We start from the raw sequence: 25820 nt of genomic DNA on the forward strand, positions 1-25820 counted from the left end.
GCGTCACATATTCGATTGTCAAAGAGCACACTATCCATCTCTACGCTGGCGCTGCGCGGAAGAGAGGGTGCTGGCGCAACGCTTTTCGGAATTCTTCGGGTCCTCCTTTGTGCTTTCGTGGATCGGTGAGCGCCGCTTGGCAGACAAGAATGTCCGCACTCACCAAAGACAGAAGACAGCAGACAGAAAGCAGAAGAGACACAGGCAGGAATGCCTGTGCCACAGAAGAGAGGCAGAATACGGGGGGAGAGGCGGACGGGGGGAGAGACAGGCAGGAATGCCTGTCCTACAGAAGAGGTGCAGGGGCGGGGGGATGGTTTTGCCCGCGAGGTCGGCAACAACGAGGGCTGGGGAAACGAAGACGGCCCCGGACGAGGTCGTCCGGGGCCGTCTTCAATGGTGCGATGTCCGCGCTTCAGCGGGCCGCGTTAGCGGATGAAGAGCATCTCGCGGTAGGTCGGCAACGGCCAGAGGTCGTCGGCGACGATGGCCTCGAGCTTGTCGCCCGCCTCACGCACCGTGCCGAGCGCGGTGAAGACGTGCTCGCGGGCGTGCTTCGCGTGGTCGTAGGGCTCGCCTTCCACGTGGTGGTTGACGGCCTTCTCGAGCTTCTTGATGCCGTCGGTCAGCTCGTTGATCGTGTTGACCAGCGTGCTGAACGTCTCGGTGCCGGCAGCACTGGTGACACCGGCGGCCTTCACGGCGGCGATGCTCTCGCCGACTTCCTTCTGGTAGCGAAGGGCGGCCGGCAGGATCATCGTCTTGGCCATCAGCAGAGCGGTCTTGCCCTCGATCGTCAGCGCCTTCACGTACGCTTCCGACAGGATGTTGAACCGGCTCTGCAGCTCGCGCTCGGTGTAGACGTTGTACTTCGTGAACAGCGCGATCGTGTCGGGCTCCACGATCGTCGGCAGCACGTCGACGGTGTTCTTCAGGTTCGGCAGGCCGCGCTTCTCGGCCTCGGCGTGCCATTCCTCACCGTACCCGTTGCCGTTGAAGATGACCTTCTTGTTCTCCTTGATAATGCCCGGCAGCAGGGCCTGGATGGCCTCGGTCAGGCTCTTACCACCCTTGGTCGCCTTTTCCAGATCCGTCGCGACGTAGTCGAGCGACTCGGCGACGATCGTGTTCAGCACCGTGTTGGCGCCGGCGATGTTGGCCGAGCTGCCGACGGCGCGGAACTCGAACTTGTTGCCCGTGAAGGCGAACGGTGACGTGCGGTTGCGGTCGCCGGCCTCCTTGGGCAACTGCGGCAGGACGCTGACGCCCGTCTGGAACATGCCACCCTGGCGGCTGCTCTTGGCGCCACCCTTTTCGATCTGCTCGATCACGTCGTTCAGCTGATCGCCGAGGAAGATCGAGATGATCGCCGGCGGGGCCTCGTTGGCGCCCAGACGGTGATCGTTGTGGGCCGACGCGATCGCCAGGCGAAGGATCTTGCTGTGGCGGGCGACGGCGCGAATGACGGCGGCGGTGAAGACCAGGAACTGCGCGTTCTCGTGGGGCGTGTTGCCCGGTTCGAGCAGGTTCTCGGTCTCGGTGCTCATCGACCAGTTGTTGTGCTTGCCGCTACCGTTGATGCCGGCGAACGGCTTCTCGTGCAGCAGGCAGACCAGGCTGTACTTGTCGGCCGTCTTACGCAGCACTTCCTGCGTCAGGTTCTGGTGGTCGGTCGCAAGGTTGCTGTTCTCGAAGATCGGGGCGATCTCGTACTGGCTGGGGGCCACCTCGTTGTGACGCGTCTTCACGGGCACGCCCAGCTTGAACAGCTCGGCTTCCACCTCGGCCATGTACGCGAGCACGCGCTCGGGGATCGTGCCGAAGTACTGGTCTTCCAGTTCCTGGCCCTTCGGGGGCTGCGCGCCGAACAGTGTGCGGCCACAGGCGATCAGGTCGGGGCGGGCGTAGTAGAAGGCCTTGTCGATCAGGAAGTATTCCTGTTCCGGGCCCACGGTCGTGATCACGCGGCCGGCGTCCTTACCGAACAGCTTCAGCACGCGCAGCGCCTGGGTCGACAGCGCGTCCATCGACTTCAGCAGCGGGGTCTTCTTGTCCAGCGCCTCACCCGTCCAGCTCAGGAACGCGGTCGGGATGACCAGCGTCGAGCCGTTGGGGTTCTCGACGATGTAGGCCGGGCTGGTCGGGTCCCACGCGGTATAGCCGCGGGCCTCGAAGGTGGCGCGCAGGCCACCCGAGGGGAACGACGACGCGTCGGGCTCGCCCTTGATCAGTTCCTTGCCACTGAACTCGGCCACCGCGCCACCGACGCCATCGGGTGCCAGGAAGCTGTCGTGCTTCTCGGCGGTGATGCCGGTCATCGGCTGGAACAGGTGGGTGTAGTGGGTCGCGCCCTTCTCCAGCGCCCAGTCCTTCATGGCCGACGCGACGGCGTCGGCGATGTTGGGATCGAGCGGGGCGCCGTGCCGGATCGTCTTCTGCAGGGCCTTAAAGATGGGCTTGGGCAGACGTTGACGCTGCACTTCCTCGTTGAACACGTTGGAGCCGAACAGCTCCTTCACGTGGATCTTGCGAAAATCGACGCGGTTCAGCGTGTGCTTAGCCGTTGCAATGCTTCGGACCGCCTCTTGGCGAACGGTGGACATACGTCTGGCTCCTGAAACGAGGAAAGGGTGTTGTCCTGGCCTGCCCCTGTTTGCCCGTAGGGGAAGAGCCAAGTGTGCGGGGCGATATTCTGTCTACGGTAGCGGGGTCCGTCAAGAACTCGCCGCTGGGGTATCACTCTTCCGCTGGATTGTTCCAAGCAAAAGGCGTGCAACGTGCGCAGAGCGGGTTTTTCACGCCTTTCCTGCGCGCAAAATAGGCGGCGACCGTGTGGTTATGGGGCGGTTGCTGAATATATGAGCGGATGTCGATAAGTAGGAGAGTGGTGGATGAGGGGTAGTTTTTGATCAAGTTGAACGCGACTTGGAACAGCGGGGGAAGCCTCAATGACCAAACCAGAATGATCAATGAATGTCCAAGCACCAATGACCAAGTCCGGAAGAATCATTGGTGCTTGGACATTGGAACTTCATTGGTCATTCGGATTTGGGCATTGGTCATTCCAAATCGCGCACACCTAACCGCACCGATGGGTACATGGGATAGGGGCCAGACGGAAACGCATTACCTAAATCAAAAACTGTACCCCACGCTCAGCAGGTAATCGACGTCGTGCTTGCTGGCGTTGGGAGCGGGGGTGGAATCGTACTCCCAGACGACCTTGAATTCGGTGAAGAGCTTCTGCGTGAGCGCGACGCGTAAGCCCGCGTTGGTGTTGACGTTGAAGCTTTCGATGTCCTCGAGGCTGGGCAGAACTTCCATGTCGTGGAAGATCGAGTATCGCGTCCAGAACTTGCGGTCGATGTGGTAGGCGAATCGGGCGATGTACTGGCCTTCGGTCTCGCCGTTCTCGTAGCGTTCGTACTGCCAGCCGAAGCCGGCTTCCGTGTGGATGTTGAACGTCGGGCTTTCGATCCACTGGTAACCGACACCGACGCTCGGCGACACCCGCACCAGCAGGTCGGCGGCGCGGTCCTGTTCCACCTTGCCCAGGCCGTAGAGGTAGACCTTTTTGCTGAGGTAGTAGTCGTACTTACCGTAGGCGAACCATTCGTCCTCGGTCGTGTTCTTCTCACCGGTGCTTTCGATGCGTTCCCGGCCGTAGGCATAGGCGGCGCCGAGGGTCCTGCGGACGCGCTCGGACCGCCGGACGGCGTCTGCCTCCAGCGAGAAGGCGTCGGTAAAGCTGTTCCCGCGCGAGAACGCCGCGGCCGCCCGCACGCTACCCGTCCACTTTACCGGTGGGGGTGGCGGGGGGTTGATCTGGTTGATCGACGCCAGCGGCAACGTTTGCGGTCCGAGCACGCCGTCGGTCGTGCGGACGGCGCTACCGGCGTCGTCGGCGGCCTCGACGCGCTGCTTCAGGATCGTGCCATCGGTCAGATGCAGCTCGATCGGCTCATCGGTGCTGAACGAGCGCACGTTGGCCATGTCGACCGTGACCTCACCCGCCATCGCGGTGGCAATCTTCAGCTTCCCGCCACCGGCGCTCACTACCTTGCCGGTGAGGCGGTCGCCATTGGTCAACAGGATTTCGTCGGCGCGGGCCTGGCCGGCATGGCCTAAGGCCAGCATGAACCCGAGAATCGATACGGCACGGATGATCGGTACAGCTTTGCTCATGTCACTTCTGTCATCGGTCGAATTGGGCTCCCTTTTTCGCTGGAAGATTCATTTTTTCCGGATGTGCAGGATGTGCGGTAAATACGTAAGGCTGCGGCGTGTGGTGGGGTGGCCAGACGAGATGGAAAACGAAACGCGCGCGGGTTAACCGGGCGCGAGGCGCAGCCGTAGGGACGACGACAGCGTCGCGCCTATGGAAACGTGCGGCTTCGGGACCTACTTCGTGACTTACGCCGCCCGTTCGATGGGGGGTGGCAGCAGTGCGGCTTCGAGTTCCGAGCGATCGATGAACATGCCCCAGCCGCTTTCGCGGTCGGGTGGGTGCATGTTGATCCAAAGGCGGTCCTCTTCGGCCCGCACGTCGAGCACGCGTTCCCAGCCGCTGACGGTCTTGCCGGTGATGGACGTCTGAAAATTCGCTCGCCGTTGCGGCGTGGCGCGTTCGGGCAGTTTCGCTCCTACTTGAAACCGCCCGGGCCCGGCGGGGCGGCAGTGAACGACCTCGAACGCCAGCGCGAGCTTCGAGCCATCGGGTCGAACCAGCCGGACGGCGAAGCGCGTGCCCGGTTCGACCGGTTCACCACTGACGAGGCCGATGCCGTGTTCCGAGTAGTCACTCAACCGGGCAACTTGGCGATCGATTCGACCACCGCGCTGGCGGGGATAGATCGCCAACCTGCTGTGCGCCGGCGTGCGGTTCGACCGCCGATAGCTGGGGCCCGAGGTGACGGCCGGTCCCCGTGCCGCGGTACGGGGCGTGGCACGATCTGAGAAGTCTGCAACATCCTGACGGTTCATCGGGCCTCCACCGCTTTCTTCGGCAAAGCGACCCCGCCGATTCATTCGAAAGCCCCGTAATATGCGTTAAATCAGTGCAGCCCCCGGCGATCATCCGGGCCTGAAGGTCTCCGGTCACTCATTCGCAGACCAATTTAACCGCGGAGACCAGAGAGCGCGGAGGCAGAGGGAGAAGAATGGCAAGGGGAATGCATCACTTCTCCTGTCTCCGCGTCCTCCGCGTCTCCACGGTGAATCCGATGTGTTCTGCGGCAATCGGGAATGTGGCATCAGCGTTCGATGACCAAAAATCAGCGCATAAAAAAAGCCGTCCCGGGCAAGGACGGCTTCGAATGGGGCTGACGAAGGGCTCCTCAAATTGTGGGAGGAGAGGAACCCTTCTCATCGGGGGGAAGAATGGGCTAAGTTGTGGCTCGCAGGTGTGTGCTGCAAGATGATAGACCTAGAACGAAAGTCGTGCCGCAATTCGGAAGGGTACGAAAATTTCTTGTGATCATGACGTAAGTGCCGTGACCGGATCGCGTTACGGATAAAATGTGCTTGAGTTTGCTTGGGAAGATGGGTTTTCACGTCCTGCGACAGCGTGACATGGATGTCGCACTTGGTGCGTCAGGTGCGGCACGTTTGAGGGCTTTTTCATTCGGATCACTTCCCTTTAGAATCGCGGCTGGTTCTATCTTGGAGGTTTCGTGCGCGTGTTGGTCACCGGAGCGGCGGGGTTCATTGGGTCAAACTTGGCGAAACGGCTGGCGAAGGACGGGCATGACGTCATCGCGGCCGATTCGTTCCTGTCGGCCGACTTTCACAACCTCGTCGATTTCCCCGGTGATGTCCTGACGCTGAAGGATCATGACGACGTCCAGTCCATGATCGACCTGGGCCCGGTCGACGTCATCTTCCACCAAGCCAGCATCACCGGCGTGGTGGGGGCCAAGGGGGAGGATTATTCCGACGTCCACCGGATGATGCGAAACAACGTCGAGACCTTTCGCAAATTGCTGGACTGGGCCGCCGCGACCGGTAGCCGGGTGGTGTGGGCGAGCAGTTGCAGCATTTACGGCCGGGGGCCGGTGCCGATGCGCGAGTCGCAACCGCCCGATCCGCTCAACAGTTATGCCTTCAGCAAGCTGACCATGGAACGCCTTGCGGCCCGCTACGCCCCGCGGCTGGCGCACCCGATCGTCGGCCTGCGTTACACCAACGCCTACGGGCCGGGCGAGCAGCACAAGGGCAAGCTCGCCAGCATGATCCGCCAACTCGCCACGCAGATGACCGCCGGCAAACGGCCGCGTATTTTTGAGTTTGGCGAGCAGAAGCGCGACTTCGTCTACATCGACGACGTCACCACCGCCAACCTGCTGGCCGCCAAGGCGGCGCGTAGCGGTGTCTACAACGTCGGCGCCGGTCGGTCGTGGACGTTCAACGCGGTGGTCGCTGAACTGAACCGCGTGCTGAAGACCGACCTGCAGCCGGACTACTTCAAGAATCCGTATACCTTCACGCAGGACTGGACCGAAGCCGACCTGACCCACGCCCGCGCCGACCTGAAGTACGAGCCGGCGTTCGACCTGGCGAAGGGCATCGACGCCTACCACGCATCCGGGCAGATGGTGGGCTGACGACTGTCGGACGAAGCCTCTGCGAAATGCCCAACCTGTCATCCCGAGGGGAGCGGTAGCGACGCGAGGGATCTCCCATGTCCTACACCTTCAGTTGATCGAGATCCCTCCGGTCGCTACCGCTCCCTTCGGGATGACATGAACCTTTGTCCGCTAGTCTTACAGCACAGAGCTGCGCCATCGATTCAGCCTCGCTGCATTCTCGCGCACGATCTGTATACTACCGCCCCCTCGCGCTGCGACCGATCGCAGGCGAGCGGCATTGGCAACGGAAAGGGTTTCGATGGCTTTGGAAGTCGGTATCGTCGGTCTGCCCAACGTCGGCAAGAGCACGCTGTTCAACGCGCTAACCGCCGCGGGGGCGCTGGCGGCGAATTACCCGTTTGCGACCATCGAGCCGAACGTCGGTGTGGTGGCGGTGCCGGATGATCGGCTGGACGTCATCCAGCAGTTCATCAAGAGCGAGAAGATCATCCCCGCCGCCGTCCGCATCGTCGACATTGCCGGCATCGTGCGCGGCGCCAGCAGCGGTGAAGGGCTCGGCAACAAGTTCCTGTCGCACATCCGCGAGGTCGACGCGATCCTGCACGTCGTCCGCTGTTTCGAGAGCGGCGACATCCTGCACGTCGAGGGTAGCGTCGACCCGATCCGCGACATCGACACCATCGACACCGAACTGGCCTTGGCCGACCTGGAGACGGTTACCTCCTCGCTCGACCGGGCGGAGCGCACCGCCCGCACCGGTGACAAGGACTCGATCGCCCGCGTCGAGATTCTGAAGAAGGCCAAAGTCCACCTGAACGACGGCAAGCCCGTCCGCTCGCTCGACTGGACGCCGGAGGAACGCGTGCTGATTCGCGGGTTGGGGCTGATCACCGCCAAGAAGGTGCTGTACGTCGCCAACGTGGCCGAGGACGACATCCACGGCGCCGGGCCGCTCGTGCAGAAGGTGCGAGATCGCGCCAAAGAAGAGAACGGCGTCGTCGTGCCGGTGTGCGGCAAGCTGGAAGCGGAACTGTCGGAACTGGCCCCGGAAGACCGCAAGGAGATGCTCGCCAGTTTGGACATGAAGGAACCGGCGCTGGCCACCCTTGGCCGCGAGGCGTATCGGTTGCTGGGTCGCCAGAGCTATTTCACGGCCGGGCCGAAGGAAATTCGCGCCTGGGAAATTCCGATCGGCGCCACCGCCCCACAGGCCGCGGGCGTCATTCACAGCGACTTCGAAAAGGCGTTCATCCGCGCGGAAATCTACACGCTGGCCGACCTGCAGCAGTACAAGACCGAGCAGGCCATCAAGGCCGCCGGCAAGCTGCGGGCCGAGGGCAAGGGCTACGTGATGAAGGACGGCGACATCACGCACTTCCTGACGAGCGCGTAGGGCGATCGGCGTTCCAGTCCATGCCTCGGAAGAGGGACTAACCGCGGAGACGCAGAGGACGCGGAGAAAGATGGAGAAGACAATGCGAATGTCTTCCTCCCTCTGTCTCCGCGTCCTCCGCGTCTCGGCGGTTGTTTTGATTGAATTCACCTCGCGAGAGATGGCCTAGGTCGGCTGCGGGGTCACCACGTCGTTCAGCAGGGTCCGCATCGATTTGCCGAGTAACGGGTGGATGGCATTCGGCGCGATCTCGGCCAGTGGTTCGAGCACGAATCGGCGTTCGTGCAGGCGCGGGTGGGGCAGGATGAGGTCGGCGGCGTCGGAGACTTCGTCGCCGTACAGCAGCAGGTCGAGGTCGATCACGCGCGGTCCCCATCGCTCGCGGCGGACACGGCCCATCTGCCGCTCGATCTCCAGCAGTATTTCCAGCAACCCCTGCGCAGACAACGTCGTTTCAACCTCGGCCGCGGCGTTTAGAAACGGGGGCGAATCGGGTGGCCCACCGACGGCCGGCGTCTCGTAGTTATGACTGACACGATGGACGACAACGTCTTTCGATGCGCGCATTGCGTCGATCGCGAGACGCAGGTTGGCGGCGCGGTCCCCCAAGTTCGCGCCCAGTGCGACGTACGCCACGATTCGTTTGTTTCCGTTCTGCACGCGACCCCAATTCATGATCGCCGGACTGATTTCTTTAGCGACCCGGTTACCCGCCTTGGGCACCGTTTTTCAAGGACGCTCTGGCACCTCTCCCGCATGCTTCGGGAGAGGCTAGGTGTGGGTGCCTTTTGTTCTTTCGAGAGACTTCAGCGGTTCGAAATCACCCTCACCCTAACCCTCTCCCGGAGTACCGGGAGAGGGGACCAGACTAACAAACACCCTCGGGATGACATGCGTCTGCTAGCTTCAGCCATCGCCTCGGAAGTCGTAGGACACGAGATTGAACACTACCGCACCGTCTCCACCAGCACCTCGTGTTCAATCGACTTTCCCGATCGGTAGAACCGCGTGCGGATCTGCGTCTTGCCACCGGGCCGGCAGACGAGGTCGGGCAGTGGGGCGCCGGAGCGTGGGTCGAAGAACAGTTGGTTGCGGTCGAACGGCTTGCCGTCCATGCCGGAGAAGTAGACCATCACGTTCGGGTCGGTCTGCCAGCGAATGTTGCCCATCGAATAGCTGAGTTGATAGCCGCCACCCAAGGCCTTGGCCTTAAATGCGTTCACGTCGGCAAAGCGCTGGCCGTCCTCGGTCAGGCCCTTCAGCAGGTCGGCGAGCACGTTCTGACGTTCCAGCATCGTCGCGGCCTGCGTGGGCTTTAGCGATCTCACGTATTCGACGAAGCGGTCTTGAAAGCCTTTGATGTTGTCCGAGAACGCCTCGGCGAACGCCTGATCGCCGGCCATGCCGGTGTTGGTCTTGCGCAGCATGGTCAGCAGGCGGTCGCGGTACTTGGCCTTGCCGCCGTTCTCGGTGCCGGCGTTGACGAGGAAGTAGACCATTGCCCAGGCTTGGTTGTACTGCGCGGCACCGCGCTCGGCGTCGGCGTTGAGCGTTTGGTTCCACTGGTCGAGCGTGATCGGCAAAAACTTGTCGAACGCGATCAACCGCTTGGCCTTGATGTCCTGCTCCAACTGCCGCGTTCGGCGGGGGGGCACCTGGTTCAACAGGAACGACCGCCCCGTCCAAACTCCCTCCTCAAACAACTGCGCCAGCCCCTCGTTCAACCACGGCGGTAAATCACGGCTGATGGACCGATACGCGAACTGGTGAAACGCCTCGTGCTGGAGGGTTCGCCGAAGACCATCCCGGCCCTGGCCTTCGAGGAAGGCGACGAGCTGGTTCTTGTCCGGCATAAAGACGCCGCCCGTGTTGGCCAGGCGGTTGCCGGTGAACTTCATGTAGTCCACACGCTCGTTGAAGACGTACACCTCGAAGCTCTTCGAATCGTCGGCGGTCGTCTGAAAGTCGGCGAGCCGGCGGTCGTACTCGTCGTACATGGCGTCCAGCCGCGTCGCCAAGTCCTTCGCCAGCGCGGGCTCGACATCGGTGTGCAGCGTGTAATGCTTGGTATTGATGACCTTCAGGTCGGCCGCGAGCGACTGAGCCGTGGTGACCAACGCCAGCAGCGCAAAGGCAATGACGCCAAAACGAGTTGAACCGCTAAGGCCGCCAAGAGACAAATCAGTACCCGTCTTCGTCTTCACTTGGCGTGCTTGGCGGTTCCATCTCCTCGGCGAGTGATCGGCAGGTGCATGAAGGGCAAGCCGTTGGATACGCATTCGACCTACTCCTTACGCACGCGCGAGGTGGGATTGGACGGTTCGTTCGGTTTTAACTTTCCACCGCCCGCACTATCATCACCGAACTTTCGACCTTGGACAATATGAGCAACGAGACGACGACGATCAACGAGTACGAACAGGAACGCCGCGGAAAGCTGCAGAAGCTGCGCGACCTGGGCGTCGACCCCTACGGCGCCGCCACGCCGGGCATTCAATCATTGGCGGCCATCCGGTCGCTTTTCAACCCGGAACTGGGGCAGGACGGTGGACCGGTCGTGAAGGCGGCAGGACGCATCGTGCTGAAGCGCGACTTTGGCAAGAAGCTCAGCTTCCTCACCCTTCGCGACGACAGTGGCGACCTTCAGGTCGCGCTCGACGCCAGACGGCTGGATGAGACCGCCTGGGGCGTACGCGAACTGCTCGACCTTGGCGACCAAGTGACTGTTGAGGGCTCGCTCGGCACCACCAAGACCGGCGAAGCGACGATCTGGGCGACGAAGTTGGCGATGGCCAGCAAGTCACTGCTGCCACCCCCGGCCAAGCATGAAGGCCTGACCGATATCGAGCAGCGCTACCGCCAGCGGTACGTCGATTTGTGGAGCAATCCCGACGTGATGCGCACGATGCGGCTGCGCATCCGCATCGTCGATGAGGTCCGCAACTACTTGCGCGAGCGCGGCTTCATCGAAGTCGAAACCCCCATGCTCCAACCCATGCATGGCGGTGCTGCAGCGCGACCGTTCGAGACGCACCACAACGCGCTCGACATGCCGCTGTTCCTGCGCATCGCCCCTGAACTCTACCTGAAGCGCCTGCTGGTCGGCGGGTTCAGCAAGGTCTTCGAGATCAACCGCAACTTCCGCAATGAAGGCATCAGCCCACGGCACAACCCCGAGTTCACCATGCTGGAGGCGTACGAAGCCTACGGCAACTGGGAAACGATGGCCGACCTCGTCGAAGGCATGATCTGCCACATCGCCGAGACGGTGTTCGGGACGCTGAAGATCGAGCATAAGAACGCCGCGGGGGAGGTGACGAAGACGATCAATCTTCAGCGGCCGTGGCGAAGGGTGCGGATGGTGGATTTGGTGGAGGAGCGGACGGGGTGGAAGTTCGGCAAGGAGAAAATGCCGGCCGATCAAATCGAGAAGCTTCGATCGGCCAACCCGGGGAAGGATCTAAAGCTCAACGGCGAACCTGCAGAGCAATTGACTGAGGTTTACGAGAAGCTGATTGAGCCCACGCTGATCGATCCGACTTACGTCACCCACGTGCCTTCGGTCATCATCCCCCTCGCCCGCGAGAACAAGGACGACCCGTTCTTCGCCGACGTGTACGAACTGGCGATCAACGGCCAGGAAATCTCCCCCGGCTACACGGAACTGAATGATCCCGACGTTCAGGCGAAACATTTCGCCCACCAGGTGGGTGATAAGGACGAGCAGCAGAAGGTCGACGAAGACTTCCTGACCGCCCTCCGCTACGGCATGCCACCGGCGGGAGGAATTGGGCTTGGCATCGATCGCTTGGTGATGATGCTGACCGGTTCGGAAAGCATCCGCGATGTGATCCTGTTCCCGCTCATGCGACCGCAGGGATAGGCCTTTCGGTATCGCGTATCACAGGCGACTGTTTCATTCGATGCTTGATCGGGTTCCATGTACAAACTCCTCCTCATCCAAAAGTACCTGATCAAACGCCGCATCGCCTGGGTTTCCCTGGCGGCCGTCATGATGTGCGTGGTGATGGTGCTGGTCGTCATCAGCGTCATGGGGGGCTGGCTGCGCATGTTCGAGCAAAGCTTCCGCGGGCTCAGCGGCGACGTGATCGTGCAGGGGACGCAGTTGCGTGGGTTCGCCAAGTACGAACAGATCCTCGAAGGCGTCGAAAAACTGCCGGGCGTCGCGGCGGCCATACCGGTCGTGCGGACGTTCGCCGTCATCAATATTGACGACCAGCAATCGCCCGGCGTGCAGGTGATTGGCTACCCGATCGACAAGGTCGGCCGGGTGAACAATTTCCCCGAATCGCTCTACCTGCAGTACGGGCAGTACATCGAAGAGGCCGACGACAAAACGAACGATCTGACGGACGCCCAGCGGGCGGAACTGCGCCGCAAGGCGGAGGAGTTGCGGAAGAGCCCGTCGTTCGCGCTTCCATTGCCGGCCGAGGCGTATCTCGAGCGATTTCCGAATGCGCCGAAGCGACCCGACGGCACGTACCGCAACGATCCCGCATCGTGGACGGGCATGATCGCCGGGTCGGGCGTGCTGGACATTCGCAAGGACAAGCAGGGCAAGATCATCGGCCGTGAGGAGTTTCTGTATCGCCTGCCGGTGACGATGACGATGCCGCGGATCAGTGCGAGCAATCGCATCGAAAACACGGGCACGGTCGGGCGGAATTATTGGATCGTCGACGACAGCCGTACGAAGCTGTGGCAGTACGACTCGTCGACCGTCTACGTGCCGTTCGAGGTGCTGCAGCAGGACCTCGGCATGGGGCAGCAAACCTACACCGATCGCGAGACGGGCGAGAAGGGGATCGAGCCGGCGAGGGCGCACGAGATTAACGTGCGCATCAAGCCTGGTGCGGACCTGCAGGCCGTGCGGGATGAGATCGAGGGCGTGGTGATGGACGTGCAGGGCCTGCCGCGCGACGCGCTGGCGGTCAGTGGGCCGGCCAACGTGAAGGTAATGACCTGGCGCGAAAGCCAGGCCGTGCCGCTGGGCGCGATCGAGAACGAAAAGGCGCTCGTCACTACCCTGTTCGGCCTCATCAGCCTGGTGGCGGTCTTCCTGATCTTCTGCATCTTCTACATGATCGTGGTCGAGAAGACGCGCGACATCGGCATCGTGAAATCCGTCGGCGCCACCAGCACGGGCGTCGCGATGATCTTCCTGGGCTACGGCTTGGCCATCGGCATTGTCGGCAGCCTGCTGGGACTGGGGTTGGGGTACCTCATCGTCACCTATATCAACGAGATCCACACCTGGCTCGGCCACTTCGGGCTGGTGATCTGGAACCCGGAGGTGTACATGTTCGATTCGATCCCCAACACGATGGACATGACCGAGGCTGCGTGGATCATCGCGGTGGCGATCGCGTCGTCGGTTGTGGGGGCGCTTTTACCGGCCATTCGGGCGGCGCGGTTGAACCCGGTCGAAGCGCTGCGGTGGGAGTAACGAATGAACCGGGATCCCCTGAAACTCGCAGTGCTCGTCAGTGGCAGCGGCACGACCCTGCAGAACCTGCTGGACGAAATCGCCGCCAAGCGGTTGAACGCCAGCGTGGAGCTGGTGATCGGTTCAAAGCCCGATCTGCTCGGCGTGCAGCGGGGCATCGACGCGGGCGTGCCGACGTCGGTCGTGTCGCGTAAGGACTTCGCGCAGGTCGACTCGTTCGCCAACGAGGTCTGGTCGCAGATCGACGCCGCCAAGGTCGACCTTGTCTGCTTCGCGGGGTGGCTCTGCCTGCTGCCGATCCCCCAGCGGTACATCTGCCGGGTGATCAACATTCACCCGTCGCTCTTACCCGCGTTCGGGGGCAAGGGCATGTATGGCCAAAAGGTACACGAGGCGGTGCTCGCCCACGGTTGCAAGGTGAGCGGCTGCACCGTTCACTTCGTGGACGACCAGTACGACAATGGCCCGATCATCCTGCAGCGCGTCTGCGAGGTGTTGGACGACGACACGCCCAAGACGCTGGCAGCCCGCGTGTTCGAACAGGAACGCGAGGCGTACCCGCAAGCCATCCGCCTGTTCGGCGACGGTCGCATCTCGTTCGATGGCCGGCGCGTGCGCGTGGCGCGGGGATAGTTCGGAAGATCAGACCATATAGGCACGGGCTTGCCGCTGGTATTGCTCCCATCGAACAGAAGACCACCGGCAAGCCGGTGGCTATATGAAGAGGACGATCCGGCACCGACGAAGAGGAAGATCGGAACGATTCATGACCCAGACCAAGACGCCAACCTCTCCTACTCGTCATGCTGATGACGCCTTCCTGCGCGCCAGGAACCTGACGAAATCGTTCCAGATGGGCGACAGCCGCGTGACGGTGCTGAAGAACGCCGACATCTCGATCAAGCCAGGCGAGTTCATCGCGATCGAAGGGCGGTCGGGATCGGGTAAGAGCACGCTGTTGCATTTGCTGGGCGCGCTGGACTCGGTGGACCAGGGCACCATCGAATTCGAAGGCCAAGACATCGCCCGCATGCCCGGCGAACAGCGCAGCCGGCTGCGCAACACGCAGTTTGGGTTCGTGTTCCAGTTCTACCACCTGCTGCCCGAGCTTAACGTGCTGCAGAACGCGATGCTGTCGCCGATGATCGAGCACAGCTGGTTCTCGTTCTCATCAAAGCGCAAGACGATCGAAACGCGCGCCACCGAACTGCTGACCTCGCTCGGCATGAGCCATCGGCTAAAGCATCGGCCCAACCAGCTGTCGGGTGGTGAACGGCAGCGGGTGGCGATCGCGCGGGCGCTGATGAACTCTCCGCGCGTGCTGTTCGCGGACGAACCGACCGGCAACCTCGACGCCGAGACCGGCCGGCAGATCATGGACGTGCTTGAGGGGCTGCACCGCGAACAAAACCAGACAATTGTCATGGTCACCCATGACCGCGCACTGGCACGCACCGCCGATCGGGTGTTAGTATTGAAAGACGGTGCGCTGGCGCCGGCGGAATGAGAGGAATTGCCGATTGCCGATTTGCGATTGCCGATTGAGGGATAAACGGTCCCACCTTCCAATCGAAAATCGACAATCGCAAATCGGCAATCTGGAGTACTTATGTCCCTGCAGGTTTGGGTCGACGGCAAGCTCGTCGACAAAGAACGCGCCACGGTGTCGGTCTACGACCATGGGCTGCTGTACGGCGACGGTGTGTTCGAGGGCATCCGCCTGTACGCCGGCAAGATCTTCCGCGCCGAAGAGCACATGCGACGGCTGTACGACTCGGCCAAGGCGATCCGCCTGGTCATCCCCTACACCGCCGAGCAGCTAACCGCCGCCATCTACGAGACGGCCAATGTCAACAAGCTCAGCGATTGCTACGTGCGCCTCGTGGTCACGCGGGGCGTGGGGGCGCTGGGCATTGACCCCGCCAAGTGCAAGGCGCCCGCCGTCTTCATCATCACCGATCTGATCTCGATCTATCCGAAGGAGCAGTACGAACAGGGCGTGCCGGTGATCGTGTCGTCGATCGTCCGGAACCACCCGAACGCGCTGTCGCCGCGGATTAAGAGCCTGAATTACCTGAACAACGTGCTGGCCCGCATGGAGGCCACCGACGCCGGCGTCGCCGAGGCGATTATGCTCAACCACCTCGGCAACGTCTCCGAGGGCACGGTCGCCAACATCTTCCTGGCCCGCGACGGGGCGGTCTTCACGCCGTTGCTCTGCGACGGGATCCTGGAGGGCGTCACGCGCAACGTCATCATCGAGCTCTGCCAGCAGATGGACATCCCCATTCGCGAGCGCGTGGTGGAACGCCACGATTTGTACATCAGTGACGAGTGCTTCCTGACTGGAAGCGGCGCCGAAGTGATGCCGGTGACGAAGATCGACGGTCGCCCCGTCGGGAATGGGAAGGTTGGACCCATCACCAAGAAGCTGATGGACGCCTTCCACAAGCACGTGCGCGGAGCCTGAGGACTGGTTTTATGGGTAGATCCGGCGCGTTCGCTCAAGCGAGCGTGCCAAACCAGTCGCTAAGATTCACCCAGAACTCCAATAATTCACGCACTCAAAGAGTTGACACAGGGATGATTCACTGTAGACTTCTCCGCTCGCCTTTTCGGAAGGTGAGCGAGGAAAACCCTGACCTGATTGGCCCAGATGGGGCGTCTGGCAGGGAAGACGGACGACGAAACGACAGGATTTTCTGCGATGACAGGCGATCGGATTCGAATTCGGATGGAAGCATACGATCACCGGGCCCTCGATAGCTCGGCCAAGGAGATCGTCGAGCACGCCAAGCGTACCAACGCCCGCGTGTGCGGTCCCATTCCGATGCCGACCCGCGTGGAGCGCTACACCGTGCTCCGCAGCCCGCACATCGACAAGAAGTCCCGCGAGCAGTTCGAGATGCGCACGCACAAGCGCGTGATCGACATCTTCGAGCCCACCGCCCGCACGATCGAAGCGCTCAATCGCCTCGTCGTACCGGCTGGCGTCTTCGTGAAGATCAAGGCCTAGTTTTTAGATGACATACGCACACCCCTGCAAGAAGGGGTGTTTTGGTTGACGCACCGTGGGGTTCATCCAAGAACCCATCGCCCTTAAGGCTCTTTCGGCCTGACGGGACACGGCGACGCGAGGTGTTTTGTCGTTTGATAAATAGCCCCGGGCTTGCCCGAGGCGCGAATGAGCAGAAAAGTTTACGGAGCGGTTTACGAGTCGGCCCTGATGTTTGGGGTTGCCTCCTCTGACCGAAAGCAATGACACCAGCAGTTCTGGGCAAGAAAGTCGGCATGACGCGCATTTACGACGAGAAGGGCGCAATCGTGCCCGTCACTGTCGTACAGGTCGAGCCGAACGCGATCACGCAGGTGAAGACGGTCGAGACCGACGGCTACAATGCCGTGCAGCTCGGCTTCGGTGAGATCAAGCCGAAGTACAGCACCTTCCCGCTCATCGGCCACGCCGCCAAGTCCGGCAGCGCCCCCCGCAAGCACTTTCGCGAAATCAACCTGAAGGGCACGCCCACCGATAAGGCCTTGGGCGACCTGGTGACGGTCGAGATCTTCGACGGCGTGCAGTTCGTCGACGTGATCGGCACCAGCAAGGGCAAGGGCACTGCCGGCGTTATGAAGCGCCACCACTTCGGTGGTCAGCCCGCCTCGCACGGTACCGAGCGTAAGCACCGCTCGCCCGGTTCGCTCGCCAGCCGCGCCACCTGGCGTGGTCAGAGCGGTAAGCCCAAGAAGGGCGTCCGCATGGCCGGTCACATGGGCATGGACCAGGTCACCACCCGCAATCACCCCCTCGTCAAAGTCGATACCGCTAATAACCTGCTGCTGATCAAGGGCTCGCTTCCGGGCCCCAACGGTACGGTTCTGTTCGTGCGGAAGTCGATCACCGCGAAGGTGAAGGCTGCTGAATAGGTTTGTCAGTGGTCAGTCGCCAGTGGCCTTTAGGCCATGGCGACCGACACCGCTGCGACTGATGACGGACAACGGACAACTGACAACGGACCAAGAGTCATGATCGAACTACCGATTTACAATCAGGCCGGCGAGAAGGTCGAAACCTTCAATGTCGACGAAGCCAAGCTCGGCGGTGAAGTGCGGACCAACCTGCTCAAGCAGGCGTTCGTGATGTATCACGCCAACCAGCGCCAAGGCACCGCCAAGACCAAGGGGCGCGGCGAGGTCGAGGGTTCTACCCGCAAGCAGTTCCGCCAGAAGGGTACCGGCAACGCCCGTACCGGTGGCGCCCGCAACCCGATTAAGAAGGGTGGCGGTCACGCGAAACAGAAGACCCCGAAGGACTGGCGCCTGAGCATGCCCAAGAAGGCCCGCCAGCTCGCCACCAAGAGCGCGATCCTCAGCAAGGTTCAAAGCGGTGACGTGAAGGTCATCAGCGAGATCAAGCTGGACGGCGTGAAGACCAAGCCGGTCGCCGAGATGTTCAAGAAGCTCGGCATCGACCGCAGCGTCTTGGTCGCCATCAACGGCACCGACGCGACGCTCGAGAAGTCGGCTCGCAACATCGACCGCACCAAGCTGACCACCGTCGCCCAACTGAACGTGTGGGACATCCTGAACAACCGCACGCTGCTGCTGACGAAGGCCGGCTTGGAACAGATCCTGGCTTAGGTGATCCGTAGGGTGTGCATTAGCACACGGCCTCGGAGGAAGGTGTGCTAATGCACGCCCTACAACGGAAAGACAATGGACAACATCAACGTCATCATCAAGCCGCTGATCACGGAGAAGAGCACGCATCAGCAGAACACCCGCAACGCCTATGCGTTCCAGGTGCACAAGGATGCGAACAAGAACCAGATCAAGACGGCCGTCGAGCAGCTGTACTCGGTGAAGGTCACCGACGTCCGGACGCTCACCCGCAAGGGCAAGCCCCGTCGGACCAAGACCGGCATGACGCACACGAGCAACTGGAAGCGCGCGGTCGTGGTGCTGGAAGAGAACTCGAAGATCGAACTGTTCTAAGAAGGTCGGTAGTCGGTCGTCCCTTGGGCGACTGACCGGTGACTGCGACGAACAACGAACAACTGACTACGGACGAGTAACATGGCCATTCGATTCTACAACCCCACCAGCGCCGGCCGTCGGGCTGGCAGCGTGTTGGACTACAAGTCGGTCATCACCAAGACCGAGCCGACGAAGTCGCTGACGGTCGGCAAGCGCCGCGCCAGCGGTCGTAACCATCACGGCGTCATCACGGTCAAGCACCGCGGTGGTGGCAACAAGAAGCTGTACCGCTTGGTCGACTTCCGCCGTCAGAAGGACGGCGTCGAGGCGACGGTCGAGTCGATCGAGTACGATCCCAACCGTTCGTGCAACATCGCCCTGATCCGCTATGCCGACAACGAGATCTCGTACATCCTGGCTCCGAACAACCTCAAGGTTGGCACGAAGCTGATGAACGGCCCGACGGCGGAGATCGAAGTGGGCAACTGCCTGCCGCTGGCGAACATCCCCGGTGGCCTCGAAGTGCACAACATCGAGATGAACCCCGGCCAGGGTGGCAAGTTGGTCCGCTCGGCCGGTGGTGTGGCTCGCCTGAGCGCCAAAGAGGGCGACTGGGCCGTGATCATCCTCCCCAGCGGTGAAATGCGTCGCGTGCGCAGCGCCTGCCGGGCGACGATCGGTCAGCTGGGCAACCTGGACCACATTAACGTCAGCATCGGCAAGGCCGGCCGCTCGCGTCACATGGGCATCCGCCCGCACACGCGTGCCAAGGCCATGAACCCGATCGACCACCCGCTGGGTGGTGGTGAAGGCCGCAGCAACGGTGGTCGGCACCCGGTCAGCAAGACCGGCGTGCCCGCCAAGGGCGGCATCACGCGTAACGGTCGCAAGCACAGCGAGAAGCTGATCCTGCGTCGCCGCAAGTTCGGTAAGTTCCAGCAGCGTCCGCAGACCGTGAACGTGTAACGAAGATTTCCGCGACGCAACGGACGACTGACAACTGACAACGGACAACTGACATGAGCAGAAGCGCAAAAAAGGGCCCATTCGTCGACGAGAAGCTGTACCAGAAGGTATCGAAGCTGAACGAGAACCGGGCGAAGGCCCCGATCAAGACGTGGGCTCGGACCTGCACGATCATCCCGGAGTTCGTCGGACACACGTTCGAGGTTCACAACGGGAACAAGTTCCTGAAGGTGTTCGTTCAGGAAGACATGGTCGGTCACAAGCTGGGCGAGTTCAGCCCGACGCGGACCTTCCGTGGTCACAGTGGTAAGAAGCAGGCCTAAGGGCAGGCATCTGATTTACTTCGCCACCGGCTAGCCGGTGGTATTTACGGGATAGGGCACGACATGCCATTCGAAGCCAAACATCGATTCGCCCGCATCAGCCCCCGCAAGGCTCGGCTGATCATGGACCTGGTCCGCGGTCGCGACGTCGACGATGCGATGAGCATCCTGAAGTTCTCCAAGCAACGCGCCAGCGTGATGGTCGAGAAGGTCATCCGCTCGGCCGTCGCCAACGCGACCGATCCGGAACAGAACCCCGCGACGCCGCGTAATACCCTTTACGTCGCCAGCGCCTGGGCCGATCCGGGTCCGATCATCAAGCGGTTTCAACCGAAGGACCGCGGCAAGGCGTATCCGATCAACAAGCGCACCAGCCATCTGGTGATCGCGATCGACGAGCGCGGCGAGGGCGAGGTCGCCCCGCAGCAGAACCTGGTGGGTCGCCGTCCCGGTAAGGCAAGGTAGTAGGAGATTGCCGGTTTGCGATTTGCGATTTGCGATTGAAAGACATTGATGGTCGTCCGTGCTTTTCAATCGCAAATCGCAAATCGCAAATCGCAAATGAATATATGGGTCAAAAGGTAAATCCAACTGGTTTCCGCGTCGGCATCACAGAAGACTGGAAGAGCCGCTGGTACGCGCCCAAGGCCGCGTACGGTGACTTCCTGGTCGAGGACTTCAAGGTCCGCAAGCTGATCGACGCGAAGCTGAACCGCCGTCCCCCCTTCGCCGCCGTCAGCGACATCCTGATCGAGCGGACGCGCGAAGAGGTTACGGTCACGATCAAGACGGCCCGTCCCGGCCTCGTCATCGGCCCCAAGGGCGCCGAGGTCGACAAGCTGCGTGAAGAGCTGGAAGACCTGATTAAGCGTAAGGTCGCCCCGATCAAGGTCATCGAGATCAAGAATCCGGACCTGAACGCGCAGCTGGTCGCCGAGGCCGTTGCCGAGCAGCTCAAGAAGCGTGCGAGCTTCCGCCGCGTGCTGAAGATGCGGATGGACGCCACCATGCAGGCCGGCGCCAAGGGCATCAAGTTCGCGATCAGCGGCCGCCTCGGTGGCGCGGAAATCGCCCGCCAGGAGAAGGCCGGTCAGGGCAGCGTCCCGCTGACGACCCTGCAGGCTGACGTGAACTACGGTTACGCGATCGCGTTCACCACCTTCGGCACCATTGGTGTCAAGTGCTGGATCTATCGCGGCATGTACGGCGAAGAAGTGCTGGAAACCGACCAGCGTCCGGGCGGCCCCGTCCGCCGCGGTCGCCGGTAATTGAAATTTGCGATTTTGGATTTGCGATTGCGATTGAAAGAGGCGTGAGCGGGATTGATTTCCCCGTCGCAAATCGAAGATCGGCAATCGAAAATGAGTTAGGTGATTTATGCCAATGATGCCCAAGCGGGTTAAGTTCCGCAAAAGTCAACGCGGGAAGATGAAGGGCAACGCCACGCGCGGCAACTACGTCGCGTTCGGTGAGTTCGGCCTGCAGACGACCGAGGCCTGCTGGATCACCGCCCGCCAGATCGAGGCGGGTCGCGTGGCCGCGTCGCACTTCCTGCGTCGCGAAGGCCGCCTGTTCATCCGCATCTTCCCGCACAAGCCCGTGTCAGGTAAGCCGCTCGAAACCCGTATGGGTAAGGGCAAGGGCGAGCCGGAATACTGGTGCGCCGTCGTGAAGCCCGGCCAGGTCCTCTTCGAGGTGACCGGCGTGGACGAGGCGACCGCCAAGCGCTGCCTGGCCCGCATCGCGTTCAAGATGCCGGTGAACACCCGGTTCGTTGCCCGCAAGCATGCGGTGGCCTAACGATCACATAGCCTCGGGCGTGCCCGGGGTATAGATCAGCTAGATGAGTGAGAACATGAAGATCAAAGAGATCAACGAGAAGGACGACGCGGGCCTGAAGGAACTGCTGGCCGAGCGCCAGAAGCGCCTGTTCGACCTGCGGACGCAGGGCGTGACCGAGAAGCTGGAAGACCCCAGCCAGATCGGCAAGGCCAAGAAGGACATCGCCCGGATCAAGACGGTCCAGCGTCAACGGGCGGTCGCTGCCACCAAGCAGCAGGCCTAACGCGAACGAGGACGATCGGCCGGCCGGGTACGGTGCGGGCCACAGAAGAGAATCAACATGAGCGAATCAACAACCGCCACCGCCGAACGCCCGCAGCTCCGCACGATCGAGGGCGTGGTCGCGTCTGACAAGGGTGACAAGACGATCAAGGTCGTCGTGAACTACCAGACGAAGCACGCCAAGTACGGCAAGTACCTGAAGCGCCGCACCGTCCTCCACGCTCACGACGAGCGCAACGAGGCCCGCGAGGGCGACACGGTCCAGATCGCCGAGTGCCGCCCGCTGAGCCGGACCAAGCATCACCGCTTGCTCCGCATCGTGCAGAAGGCGCCGGAGAAGGCCGTCCAGGTATCGGCGGAAGAAGTGATGACCGGTAAGGCGCCCGAGGCGCGGTAAATTTGCGATTTGCGATCGTGCCGCTCAATCGGCAATCGCAAATGGAGCTAGCGACAATGATTCAGCAGCAAACAGAAGTCGACATTGCCGACAACACCGGCGCGAAGCGCGCGATGTGCATCAAGGTGCTCGGCGGCTCGTCAAGCAGTGGCAAGTTCAAGCGTCGCGTGGCGACCGTGGGCGACATCATCATCTGCGCGGTGAAGAAGTCGATCCCGGCCGGCGAGGTGAAGAACGGTGAGATCATCCGTTGCGTCGTGGTACGCACGAAGCAACCGACGATGCGGCCCGACGGCAGCTACGTCCGCTTCGACCACAACGCCGCCGTCGTGATCGACAAGGAAAACAACCCGCGCGGCACCCGCATCTTCGGCGCCGTGGCCCGCGAGCTTCGCGACAAGAACTTCATGAAGATCGTGTCGCTGGCGAGCGAAGTGGTGTAGTGAATCGCCGAATGCCAGTTGCCGAACGCCGAATGAACGGCTTCGACGACTGAATTTCCATTCGGCAACCAGCATTTGGCAATCGGCAATTGGAATTCAGATGGCACGACACATTAAATCCGGCGACACCGTCATGGTGACCACCGGCGGTGACAAGGGTAAGACGGGCAAGGTCTTGAAGGTCCTCACGAAGGACAATAAGGTCCTCGTCGAGGGCATCAACCGTGTGTGGAAGCACGTGAAGCCCAGCCAGCGCTCGCCGCAAGGTGGCCGGCTTCAGAAGGAAGCCCCGATCCAGATCAGCAACGTGATGCCGATCGACCCCGCGACCGGCAAGGGCACGCGGGTGAAGTTCGAGAACCGCGATGGCGCCAAGCACCGCGTGGCCGTCAAGGGTGGCTCGAGCCTGGGCACCCTAGTTAAGAACAAGTAACGGTTCGTTCGGAACCGCTAGCGGTTTAGCCGCATTTTCAGAGAGATACGAGGCCTATCATGGCAGAAGAAAAGAAGAAAGCAGCCAAGCCCAGTGCTGAGGAGATCGCCGCCCGCAAGGCCGCCGCCAAGGCTGCCAAGTCGGGTCCCGCGGTTGACACGGGTGAGGACAAGGACACCCTTCCGGTCCCGCCGGCCCGTCTGGAAGCGGTTTACCGCACCAAGATCGTGCCGCAGCTGAAGCAGCAGTTCGGGCACACGAACACCTTCGCCGTCCCCCGGTTGGAGAAAATCGTGATCTCGATGGGCCTCGGCAAGGCGGTCACCGCCGGCGAGAAGGGCAAGATGGAACTGGCCGAGCGCGACCTGTCGGTCATCGCCGGTCAGAAGCCCGTCCGCTGCAAGGCCAAGAAGAGCGTCGCGAACTTCAAGGTTCGCGAAGGCATGGAGACGGGCCTGAAGGTCACGCTGCGTGGAAACCGCATGTACGAGTTCCTGGACCGCCTGATCACGCTGGCGATCCCCCGCGTGAAGGACTTCCGCGGCCTGAACCCCAACGGGTTCGACAAGTCCGGGAACTACAACTTTGGCCTGACGGAGCAGACGGTGTTCCCCGAGGTCGACGCCGCGAACCTGACGCACCAGCAGGGCATGAACATCACGGTCGTCACGACGGCCAAGAAGGTCGAAGAGGGCCGCGAGCTGCTGAAGGGTTTCGGGTTCCCGTTCCGCGAGACCGCCAAGGAAGCCAAGTAACTTAGGAAACGATTATGGCCACGAAAGCCTGGGTAGCAAAACAGAAGAAGCGCGAAGAGATGGTCGCCCGGTTCGCCGACATTCGGCATAAGCTGAAGAAGGAAAAGAACTACGCGGCCCTCAGCAACCTCCCGCGCGACGCCTCGCCGACCCGCTCGCACAATCGTTGCGAGCTGACCGGTCGGTCGAAGGGCACGCTGCGGAAGTTCAAGATCAGCCGCATCATGCTGCGTGAGCTGGCCCTGGCCGGCAAGATCCCGGGCATGAAGAAGGCTAGCTGGTAAGGACGAGAGAAGTGGACAGTGGTCAGTGGGCAGTGGTCGGTTTGAGACCACCAATGCTGCCGGATGAACTGACCACTGACAACTGACCACTAACAACTGGTTTTTGACGATGAACAATCAAGATCCCATCGCGGATATGCTCACCCGGATTCGCAACGCCAACCGCGTTGGCCGGAAGTTCGTACAGATCAACAAGAGCAAGATCTGCACCGGTATCGCCCAAGTGCTGAAGGACGAAGGTTACATCGAGGAATACGATGTGATCGACGACGGCATGCAGGGCACGCTGCGCGTGAAGCTGAAGTACAGCCTGAGCGGCGATAAGGTGATCCACGAGATCGACCGCCAGAGCAAGCCAGGCCGCCGCATGTATCGCGCGGTCGAGGAGCTGCCCAAGGTCCTCAACGGCATGGGCATCGCCATCGTGTCGACCAGCAAGGGCGTCATGTCCGACCGCAAGGCCCGCGAGGCCAACGTCGGTGGCGAACTGCTCTGCACGGTCGCCTAACGAACATTTAGCCCTGAGCTTGGCTCAGGGTTACTCAACCGGAACCCGTCGGGGTCGTGAAACTCGACGCGAGGCCCACGGAAGCAAAGGTGAAACATGAGCCGTATTGGTAAGAAGCCCGTCCCGATCGGATCCGCCAAGGTCGCCGTCAATGGTCAGAAGGTGAGCTTCGAGGGCCCCAAGGGCAAGCTCGAACTGAACGTTCACCCGTTGATCAGCGTGAAGCTGGACGCCGGGACGAAGGAGCTGGTCGTCACCCGTCCGAACGATGAGAAGCAGAGCAAGGCGCTGCACGGTCTGACCCGCGCGCTGCTCGCCAACAACATCGTCGGCGTGACCGAGGGGTACAAGAAGACCCTGGAAGTCATCGGCGTTGGTTACAAGGCCGAGCTGCGGGGCAAGAAGTTGGTGCTGTCGGTTGGTTACGCCAACCAGATCACGATGGACGTGCCCAACACCGTCGCGCTGGCGATGGAGGGCGCGAACAAGATCCACATCACCGGTGCCGATAAGCAGGCCGTCGGCCAGCTGGCGTCGGACATCCGCGACGTGCGCAAGCCCGAGCCGTACAAGGGCAAGGGCATCCGCTACGAAGGCGAAGCCGTCAAGATCAAGCCGGGCAAGGCGTTCGCCGGCGCTGGCGCGAAGTAAAAGTATCGCGGAGTGCGGATTGCGGAGTGCGGGTTGGCAGATGCCATTTCGGCCCGCGTCCGAGCCGCCTAATTGGAGCTTGTGGACCTGGGTTAGCGCACAGCGGTTTGACGTCTTGTCTGTCGATCCGCAATCCGCAATCCGCAATCCGCAATGTAAACGATGGCCGACAAGAACAAAGTCAAACAGGTCCGCTTCGAGCGGCGTAAGTTCAGCACGAGCAACGCGATCTTCGGCACGGGCGAGCGCCCGCGGCTGAGCGTGTTCCGCAGCGACAAGCACATCTACGCGCAGATCATCGACGACTACACGGGCAAGACGCTCGTTGCCGCCGCGACGACCAGCGCTGAGACGCGTGGCGCCGAACTGAAGAACGGTGGCAACATCGCCGCTGCCAAGAAGATCGGACTGACGATCGCCGAGCGCGCCAAGGCCGCCGGCATCACGAAGGTCGCCTTCGACCGCGGTGGTCGCAAGTACCACGGCCGCATCAAGGCCCTTGCCGACGCCGCCCGTGAGGGTGGGTTGTCGTTCTAATGTCGTCGGCGCGGCGGGGTCGCTTTAGCGACCCCGCC

30 protein-coding genes are annotated in these 25820 nt (G+C 61.8%); 25 read left to right on the forward strand and 5 right to left on the reverse strand.

The genetic code is table 11. The features are described from left to right. Nucleotides 1–428 precede the first annotated feature (428 nt). The 3 genes from VGN72_17855 to VGN72_17865 form a co-directional block, all read right to left on the reverse strand. On the reverse strand, nucleotides 429–2603 hold the full coding sequence (locus tag VGN72_17855) for a glutamine synthetase III (protein HEV7301234.1): 2175 nt from the start codon (nucleotides 2601–2603) through the stop codon (nucleotides 429–431). A gap of 532 nt (nucleotides 2604–3135) precedes the next feature. Further along, nucleotides 3136–4185, reverse strand: a complete 1050-nt coding sequence (locus tag VGN72_17860) for a DUF481 domain-containing protein (GenBank protein ID HEV7301235.1) — start codon at nucleotides 4183–4185, stop codon at nucleotides 3136–3138. 228 nt (nucleotides 4186–4413) lie between these two features. Next, nucleotides 4414–4983 carry a PilZ domain-containing protein gene (locus tag VGN72_17865; protein HEV7301236.1) on the reverse strand — a complete coding sequence of 190 codons (570 nt, stop codon included), beginning with the start codon at nucleotides 4981–4983 and terminating at the stop codon, nucleotides 4414–4416. A 695-nt stretch (nucleotides 4984–5678) separates the two neighbouring features. On the opposite strand from VGN72_17865, the gene VGN72_17870 reads away from it, so the two are divergent. Next, entirely contained in the window at nucleotides 5679–6602 is a 924-nt protein-coding gene (locus tag VGN72_17870; protein ID HEV7301237.1) for an NAD-dependent epimerase/dehydratase family protein, read from the forward strand. A gap of 283 nt (nucleotides 6603–6885) precedes the next feature. Continuing rightward, nucleotides 6886–7980: a redox-regulated ATPase YchF gene (ychF, locus tag VGN72_17875; GenBank protein HEV7301238.1), complete on the forward strand. Its 1095-nt coding sequence runs from the start codon at nucleotides 6886–6888 to the stop codon at nucleotides 7978–7980. 165 nt (nucleotides 7981–8145) lie between these two features. On the opposite strand, the gene folK is transcribed toward ychF, so the two are convergent. Continuing rightward, complete coding sequence (gene folK, locus VGN72_17880; protein ID HEV7301239.1) at nucleotides 8146–8616, reverse strand: 2-amino-4-hydroxy-6-hydroxymethyldihydropteridine diphosphokinase; 471 nt, start codon at nucleotides 8614–8616, stop codon at nucleotides 8146–8148. Nucleotides 8617–8927: 311 nt separating this feature from the next. Beyond that, on the reverse strand, nucleotides 8928–10184 hold the full coding sequence (locus VGN72_17885) for a DUF1570 domain-containing protein (GenBank protein HEV7301240.1): 1257 nt from the start codon (nucleotides 10182–10184) through the stop codon (nucleotides 8928–8930). Nucleotides 10185–10363: 179 nt separating this feature from the next. Here VGN72_17885 and lysS point away from each other — a divergent pair, with 179 nt between their 5' ends. The 23 genes from lysS (at nucleotide 10364) to rplR (ending at nucleotide 25782) form a co-directional block, all read left to right on the forward strand. After that, nucleotides 10364–11863: a lysine--tRNA ligase gene (lysS, locus tag VGN72_17890; GenBank protein HEV7301241.1), complete on the forward strand. Its 1500-nt coding sequence runs from the start codon at nucleotides 10364–10366 to the stop codon at nucleotides 11861–11863. Between the two features lie 57 nt (nucleotides 11864–11920). Then, nucleotides 11921–13447 carry an FtsX-like permease family protein gene (locus VGN72_17895; GenBank protein ID HEV7301242.1) on the forward strand — a complete coding sequence of 509 codons (1527 nt, stop codon included), beginning with the start codon at nucleotides 11921–11923 and terminating at the stop codon, nucleotides 13445–13447. Between the two features lie 3 nt (nucleotides 13448–13450). Beyond that, nucleotides 13451–14080 (forward strand): phosphoribosylglycinamide formyltransferase, encoded by a 630-nt coding sequence (gene purN / locus VGN72_17900; GenBank protein ID HEV7301243.1) that lies wholly within the window; start codon nucleotides 13451–13453, stop codon nucleotides 14078–14080. A 133-nt stretch (nucleotides 14081–14213) separates the two neighbouring features. Next, nucleotides 14214–14954: an ABC transporter ATP-binding protein gene (locus VGN72_17905; protein HEV7301244.1), complete on the forward strand. Its 741-nt coding sequence runs from the start codon at nucleotides 14214–14216 to the stop codon at nucleotides 14952–14954. A 102-nt stretch (nucleotides 14955–15056) separates the two neighbouring features. Further along, nucleotides 15057–15917 (forward strand): branched-chain-amino-acid transaminase, encoded by an 861-nt coding sequence (gene ilvE / locus VGN72_17910; GenBank protein ID HEV7301245.1) that lies wholly within the window; start codon nucleotides 15057–15059, stop codon nucleotides 15915–15917. Nucleotides 15918–16154: 237 nt separating this feature from the next. After that, nucleotides 16155–16463 carry a 30S ribosomal protein S10 gene (rpsJ, locus tag VGN72_17915; protein ID HEV7301246.1) on the forward strand — a complete coding sequence of 103 codons (309 nt, stop codon included), beginning with the start codon at nucleotides 16155–16157 and terminating at the stop codon, nucleotides 16461–16463. Between the two features lie 242 nt (nucleotides 16464–16705). After that, a complete protein-coding gene (gene rplC / locus VGN72_17920; GenBank protein ID HEV7301247.1) occupies nucleotides 16706–17371 on the forward strand; it encodes a 50S ribosomal protein L3 in 666 nt (221 codons plus the stop codon). Between the two features lie 99 nt (nucleotides 17372–17470). After that, nucleotides 17471–18085, forward strand: coding sequence for a 50S ribosomal protein L4 (gene rplD / locus VGN72_17925; GenBank protein HEV7301248.1), 615 nt, complete (start codon nucleotides 17471–17473; stop codon nucleotides 18083–18085). Between the two features lie 75 nt (nucleotides 18086–18160). Further along, nucleotides 18161–18439 (forward strand): 50S ribosomal protein L23, encoded by a 279-nt coding sequence (rplW, locus tag VGN72_17930; protein HEV7301249.1) that lies wholly within the window; start codon nucleotides 18161–18163, stop codon nucleotides 18437–18439. 81 nt (nucleotides 18440–18520) lie between these two features. After that, entirely contained in the window at nucleotides 18521–19387 is an 867-nt protein-coding gene (gene rplB, locus VGN72_17935; protein HEV7301250.1) for a 50S ribosomal protein L2, read from the forward strand. 53 nt (nucleotides 19388–19440) lie between these two features. Further along, complete coding sequence (rpsS, locus tag VGN72_17940) at nucleotides 19441–19710, forward strand: 30S ribosomal protein S19 (protein ID HEV7301251.1); 270 nt, start codon at nucleotides 19441–19443, stop codon at nucleotides 19708–19710. 63 nt (nucleotides 19711–19773) lie between these two features. Next, nucleotides 19774–20175, forward strand: a complete 402-nt coding sequence (gene rplV / locus VGN72_17945; protein ID HEV7301252.1) for a 50S ribosomal protein L22 — start codon at nucleotides 19774–19776, stop codon at nucleotides 20173–20175. 104 nt (nucleotides 20176–20279) lie between these two features. After that, the gene (rpsC, locus tag VGN72_17950; GenBank protein HEV7301253.1) at nucleotides 20280–20978 is read left to right on the forward strand and encodes a 30S ribosomal protein S3; all 699 of its coding nucleotides are present in this window, start codon (nucleotides 20280–20282) and stop codon (nucleotides 20976–20978) included. 115 nt (nucleotides 20979–21093) lie between these two features. Then, on the forward strand, nucleotides 21094–21510 hold the full coding sequence (gene rplP / locus VGN72_17955; GenBank protein ID HEV7301254.1) for a 50S ribosomal protein L16: 417 nt from the start codon (nucleotides 21094–21096) through the stop codon (nucleotides 21508–21510). A 55-nt stretch (nucleotides 21511–21565) separates the two neighbouring features. After that, on the forward strand, nucleotides 21566–21775 hold the full coding sequence (rpmC, locus tag VGN72_17960; protein ID HEV7301255.1) for a 50S ribosomal protein L29: 210 nt from the start codon (nucleotides 21566–21568) through the stop codon (nucleotides 21773–21775). A gap of 57 nt (nucleotides 21776–21832) precedes the next feature. Continuing rightward, on the forward strand, nucleotides 21833–22171 hold the full coding sequence (gene rpsQ / locus VGN72_17965; GenBank protein HEV7301256.1) for a 30S ribosomal protein S17: 339 nt from the start codon (nucleotides 21833–21835) through the stop codon (nucleotides 22169–22171). Between the two features lie 56 nt (nucleotides 22172–22227). Beyond that, nucleotides 22228–22614 carry a 50S ribosomal protein L14 gene (gene rplN / locus VGN72_17970; protein HEV7301257.1) on the forward strand — a complete coding sequence of 129 codons (387 nt, stop codon included), beginning with the start codon at nucleotides 22228–22230 and terminating at the stop codon, nucleotides 22612–22614. Between the two features lie 100 nt (nucleotides 22615–22714). Beyond that, a complete protein-coding gene (gene rplX, locus VGN72_17975; protein ID HEV7301258.1) occupies nucleotides 22715–23047 on the forward strand; it encodes a 50S ribosomal protein L24 in 333 nt (110 codons plus the stop codon). A 59-nt stretch (nucleotides 23048–23106) separates the two neighbouring features. Further along, nucleotides 23107–23802, forward strand: coding sequence for a 50S ribosomal protein L5 (gene rplE / locus VGN72_17980; protein ID HEV7301259.1), 696 nt, complete (start codon nucleotides 23107–23109; stop codon nucleotides 23800–23802). 14 nt (nucleotides 23803–23816) lie between these two features. Then, on the forward strand, nucleotides 23817–24086 hold the full coding sequence (rpsN, locus tag VGN72_17985; protein HEV7301260.1) for a 30S ribosomal protein S14: 270 nt from the start codon (nucleotides 23817–23819) through the stop codon (nucleotides 24084–24086). 109 nt (nucleotides 24087–24195) lie between these two features. Continuing rightward, nucleotides 24196–24594, forward strand: a complete 399-nt coding sequence (gene rpsH, locus VGN72_17990) for a 30S ribosomal protein S8 (GenBank protein HEV7301261.1) — start codon at nucleotides 24196–24198, stop codon at nucleotides 24592–24594. A 96-nt stretch (nucleotides 24595–24690) separates the two neighbouring features. Continuing rightward, on the forward strand, nucleotides 24691–25245 hold the full coding sequence (gene rplF / locus VGN72_17995) for a 50S ribosomal protein L6 (GenBank protein HEV7301262.1): 555 nt from the start codon (nucleotides 24691–24693) through the stop codon (nucleotides 25243–25245). Between the two features lie 162 nt (nucleotides 25246–25407). After that, nucleotides 25408–25782, forward strand: a complete 375-nt coding sequence (rplR, locus tag VGN72_18000) for a 50S ribosomal protein L18 (protein ID HEV7301263.1) — start codon at nucleotides 25408–25410, stop codon at nucleotides 25780–25782. Nucleotides 25783–25820 lie beyond the last annotated feature (38 nt).

It is taken from the genome of Tepidisphaeraceae bacterium, assembly GCA_035998445.1.
GTDB lineage: Bacteria > Planctomycetota > Phycisphaerae > Tepidisphaerales > Tepidisphaeraceae > DASYHQ01.

Bases quoted from the DNA above. Each gene is read 5' to 3' on its own strand.
- VGN72_17855 (HEV7301234.1), bottom strand. From the start codon at position 2,603: ATGTCCACCGTTCGCCAAGAGGCGGTCCGAAGCATTGCAACGGCTAAG.
- VGN72_17860 (HEV7301235.1), bottom strand. From the start codon at position 4,185: ATGAGCAAAGCTGTACCGATCATCCGTGCCGTATCGATTCTCGGGTTC.
- VGN72_17865 (HEV7301236.1), bottom strand. From the start codon at position 4,983: ATGAACCGTCAGGATGTTGCAGACTTCTCAGATCGTGCCACGCCCCGT.
- ychF (HEV7301238.1), top strand. From the start codon at position 6,886: ATGGCTTTGGAAGTCGGTATCGTCGGTCTGCCCAACGTCGGCAAGAGC.
- lysS (HEV7301241.1), top strand. From the start codon at position 10,364: ATGAGCAACGAGACGACGACGATCAACGAGTACGAACAGGAACGCCGC.
- VGN72_17895 (HEV7301242.1), top strand. From the start codon at position 11,921: ATGTACAAACTCCTCCTCATCCAAAAGTACCTGATCAAACGCCGCATC.
- purN (HEV7301243.1), top strand. From the start codon at position 13,451: ATGAACCGGGATCCCCTGAAACTCGCAGTGCTCGTCAGTGGCAGCGGC.
- VGN72_17905 (HEV7301244.1), top strand. From the start codon at position 14,214: ATGACCCAGACCAAGACGCCAACCTCTCCTACTCGTCATGCTGATGAC.
- ilvE (HEV7301245.1), top strand. From the start codon at position 15,057: ATGTCCCTGCAGGTTTGGGTCGACGGCAAGCTCGTCGACAAAGAACGC.
- rpsJ (HEV7301246.1), top strand. From the start codon at position 16,155: ATGACAGGCGATCGGATTCGAATTCGGATGGAAGCATACGATCACCGG.
- rplC (HEV7301247.1), top strand. From the start codon at position 16,706: ATGACACCAGCAGTTCTGGGCAAGAAAGTCGGCATGACGCGCATTTAC.
- rplD (HEV7301248.1), top strand. From the start codon at position 17,471: ATGATCGAACTACCGATTTACAATCAGGCCGGCGAGAAGGTCGAAACC.
- rplW (HEV7301249.1), top strand. From the start codon at position 18,161: ATGGACAACATCAACGTCATCATCAAGCCGCTGATCACGGAGAAGAGC.
- rplB (HEV7301250.1), top strand. From the start codon at position 18,521: ATGGCCATTCGATTCTACAACCCCACCAGCGCCGGCCGTCGGGCTGGC.
- rpsS (HEV7301251.1), top strand. From the start codon at position 19,441: ATGAGCAGAAGCGCAAAAAAGGGCCCATTCGTCGACGAGAAGCTGTAC.
- rplV (HEV7301252.1), top strand. From the start codon at position 19,774: ATGCCATTCGAAGCCAAACATCGATTCGCCCGCATCAGCCCCCGCAAG.
- rpsC (HEV7301253.1), top strand. From the start codon at position 20,280: ATGGGTCAAAAGGTAAATCCAACTGGTTTCCGCGTCGGCATCACAGAA.
- rplP (HEV7301254.1), top strand. From the start codon at position 21,094: ATGATGCCCAAGCGGGTTAAGTTCCGCAAAAGTCAACGCGGGAAGATG.
- rpmC (HEV7301255.1), top strand. From the start codon at position 21,566: ATGAAGATCAAAGAGATCAACGAGAAGGACGACGCGGGCCTGAAGGAA.
- rpsQ (HEV7301256.1), top strand. From the start codon at position 21,833: ATGAGCGAATCAACAACCGCCACCGCCGAACGCCCGCAGCTCCGCACG.
- rplN (HEV7301257.1), top strand. From the start codon at position 22,228: ATGATTCAGCAGCAAACAGAAGTCGACATTGCCGACAACACCGGCGCG.
- rplX (HEV7301258.1), top strand. From the start codon at position 22,715: ATGGCACGACACATTAAATCCGGCGACACCGTCATGGTGACCACCGGC.
- rplE (HEV7301259.1), top strand. From the start codon at position 23,107: ATGGCAGAAGAAAAGAAGAAAGCAGCCAAGCCCAGTGCTGAGGAGATC.
- rpsN (HEV7301260.1), top strand. From the start codon at position 23,817: ATGGCCACGAAAGCCTGGGTAGCAAAACAGAAGAAGCGCGAAGAGATG.
- rpsH (HEV7301261.1), top strand. From the start codon at position 24,196: ATGAACAATCAAGATCCCATCGCGGATATGCTCACCCGGATTCGCAAC.
- rplF (HEV7301262.1), top strand. From the start codon at position 24,691: ATGAGCCGTATTGGTAAGAAGCCCGTCCCGATCGGATCCGCCAAGGTC.
- rplR (HEV7301263.1), top strand. From the start codon at position 25,408: ATGGCCGACAAGAACAAAGTCAAACAGGTCCGCTTCGAGCGGCGTAAG.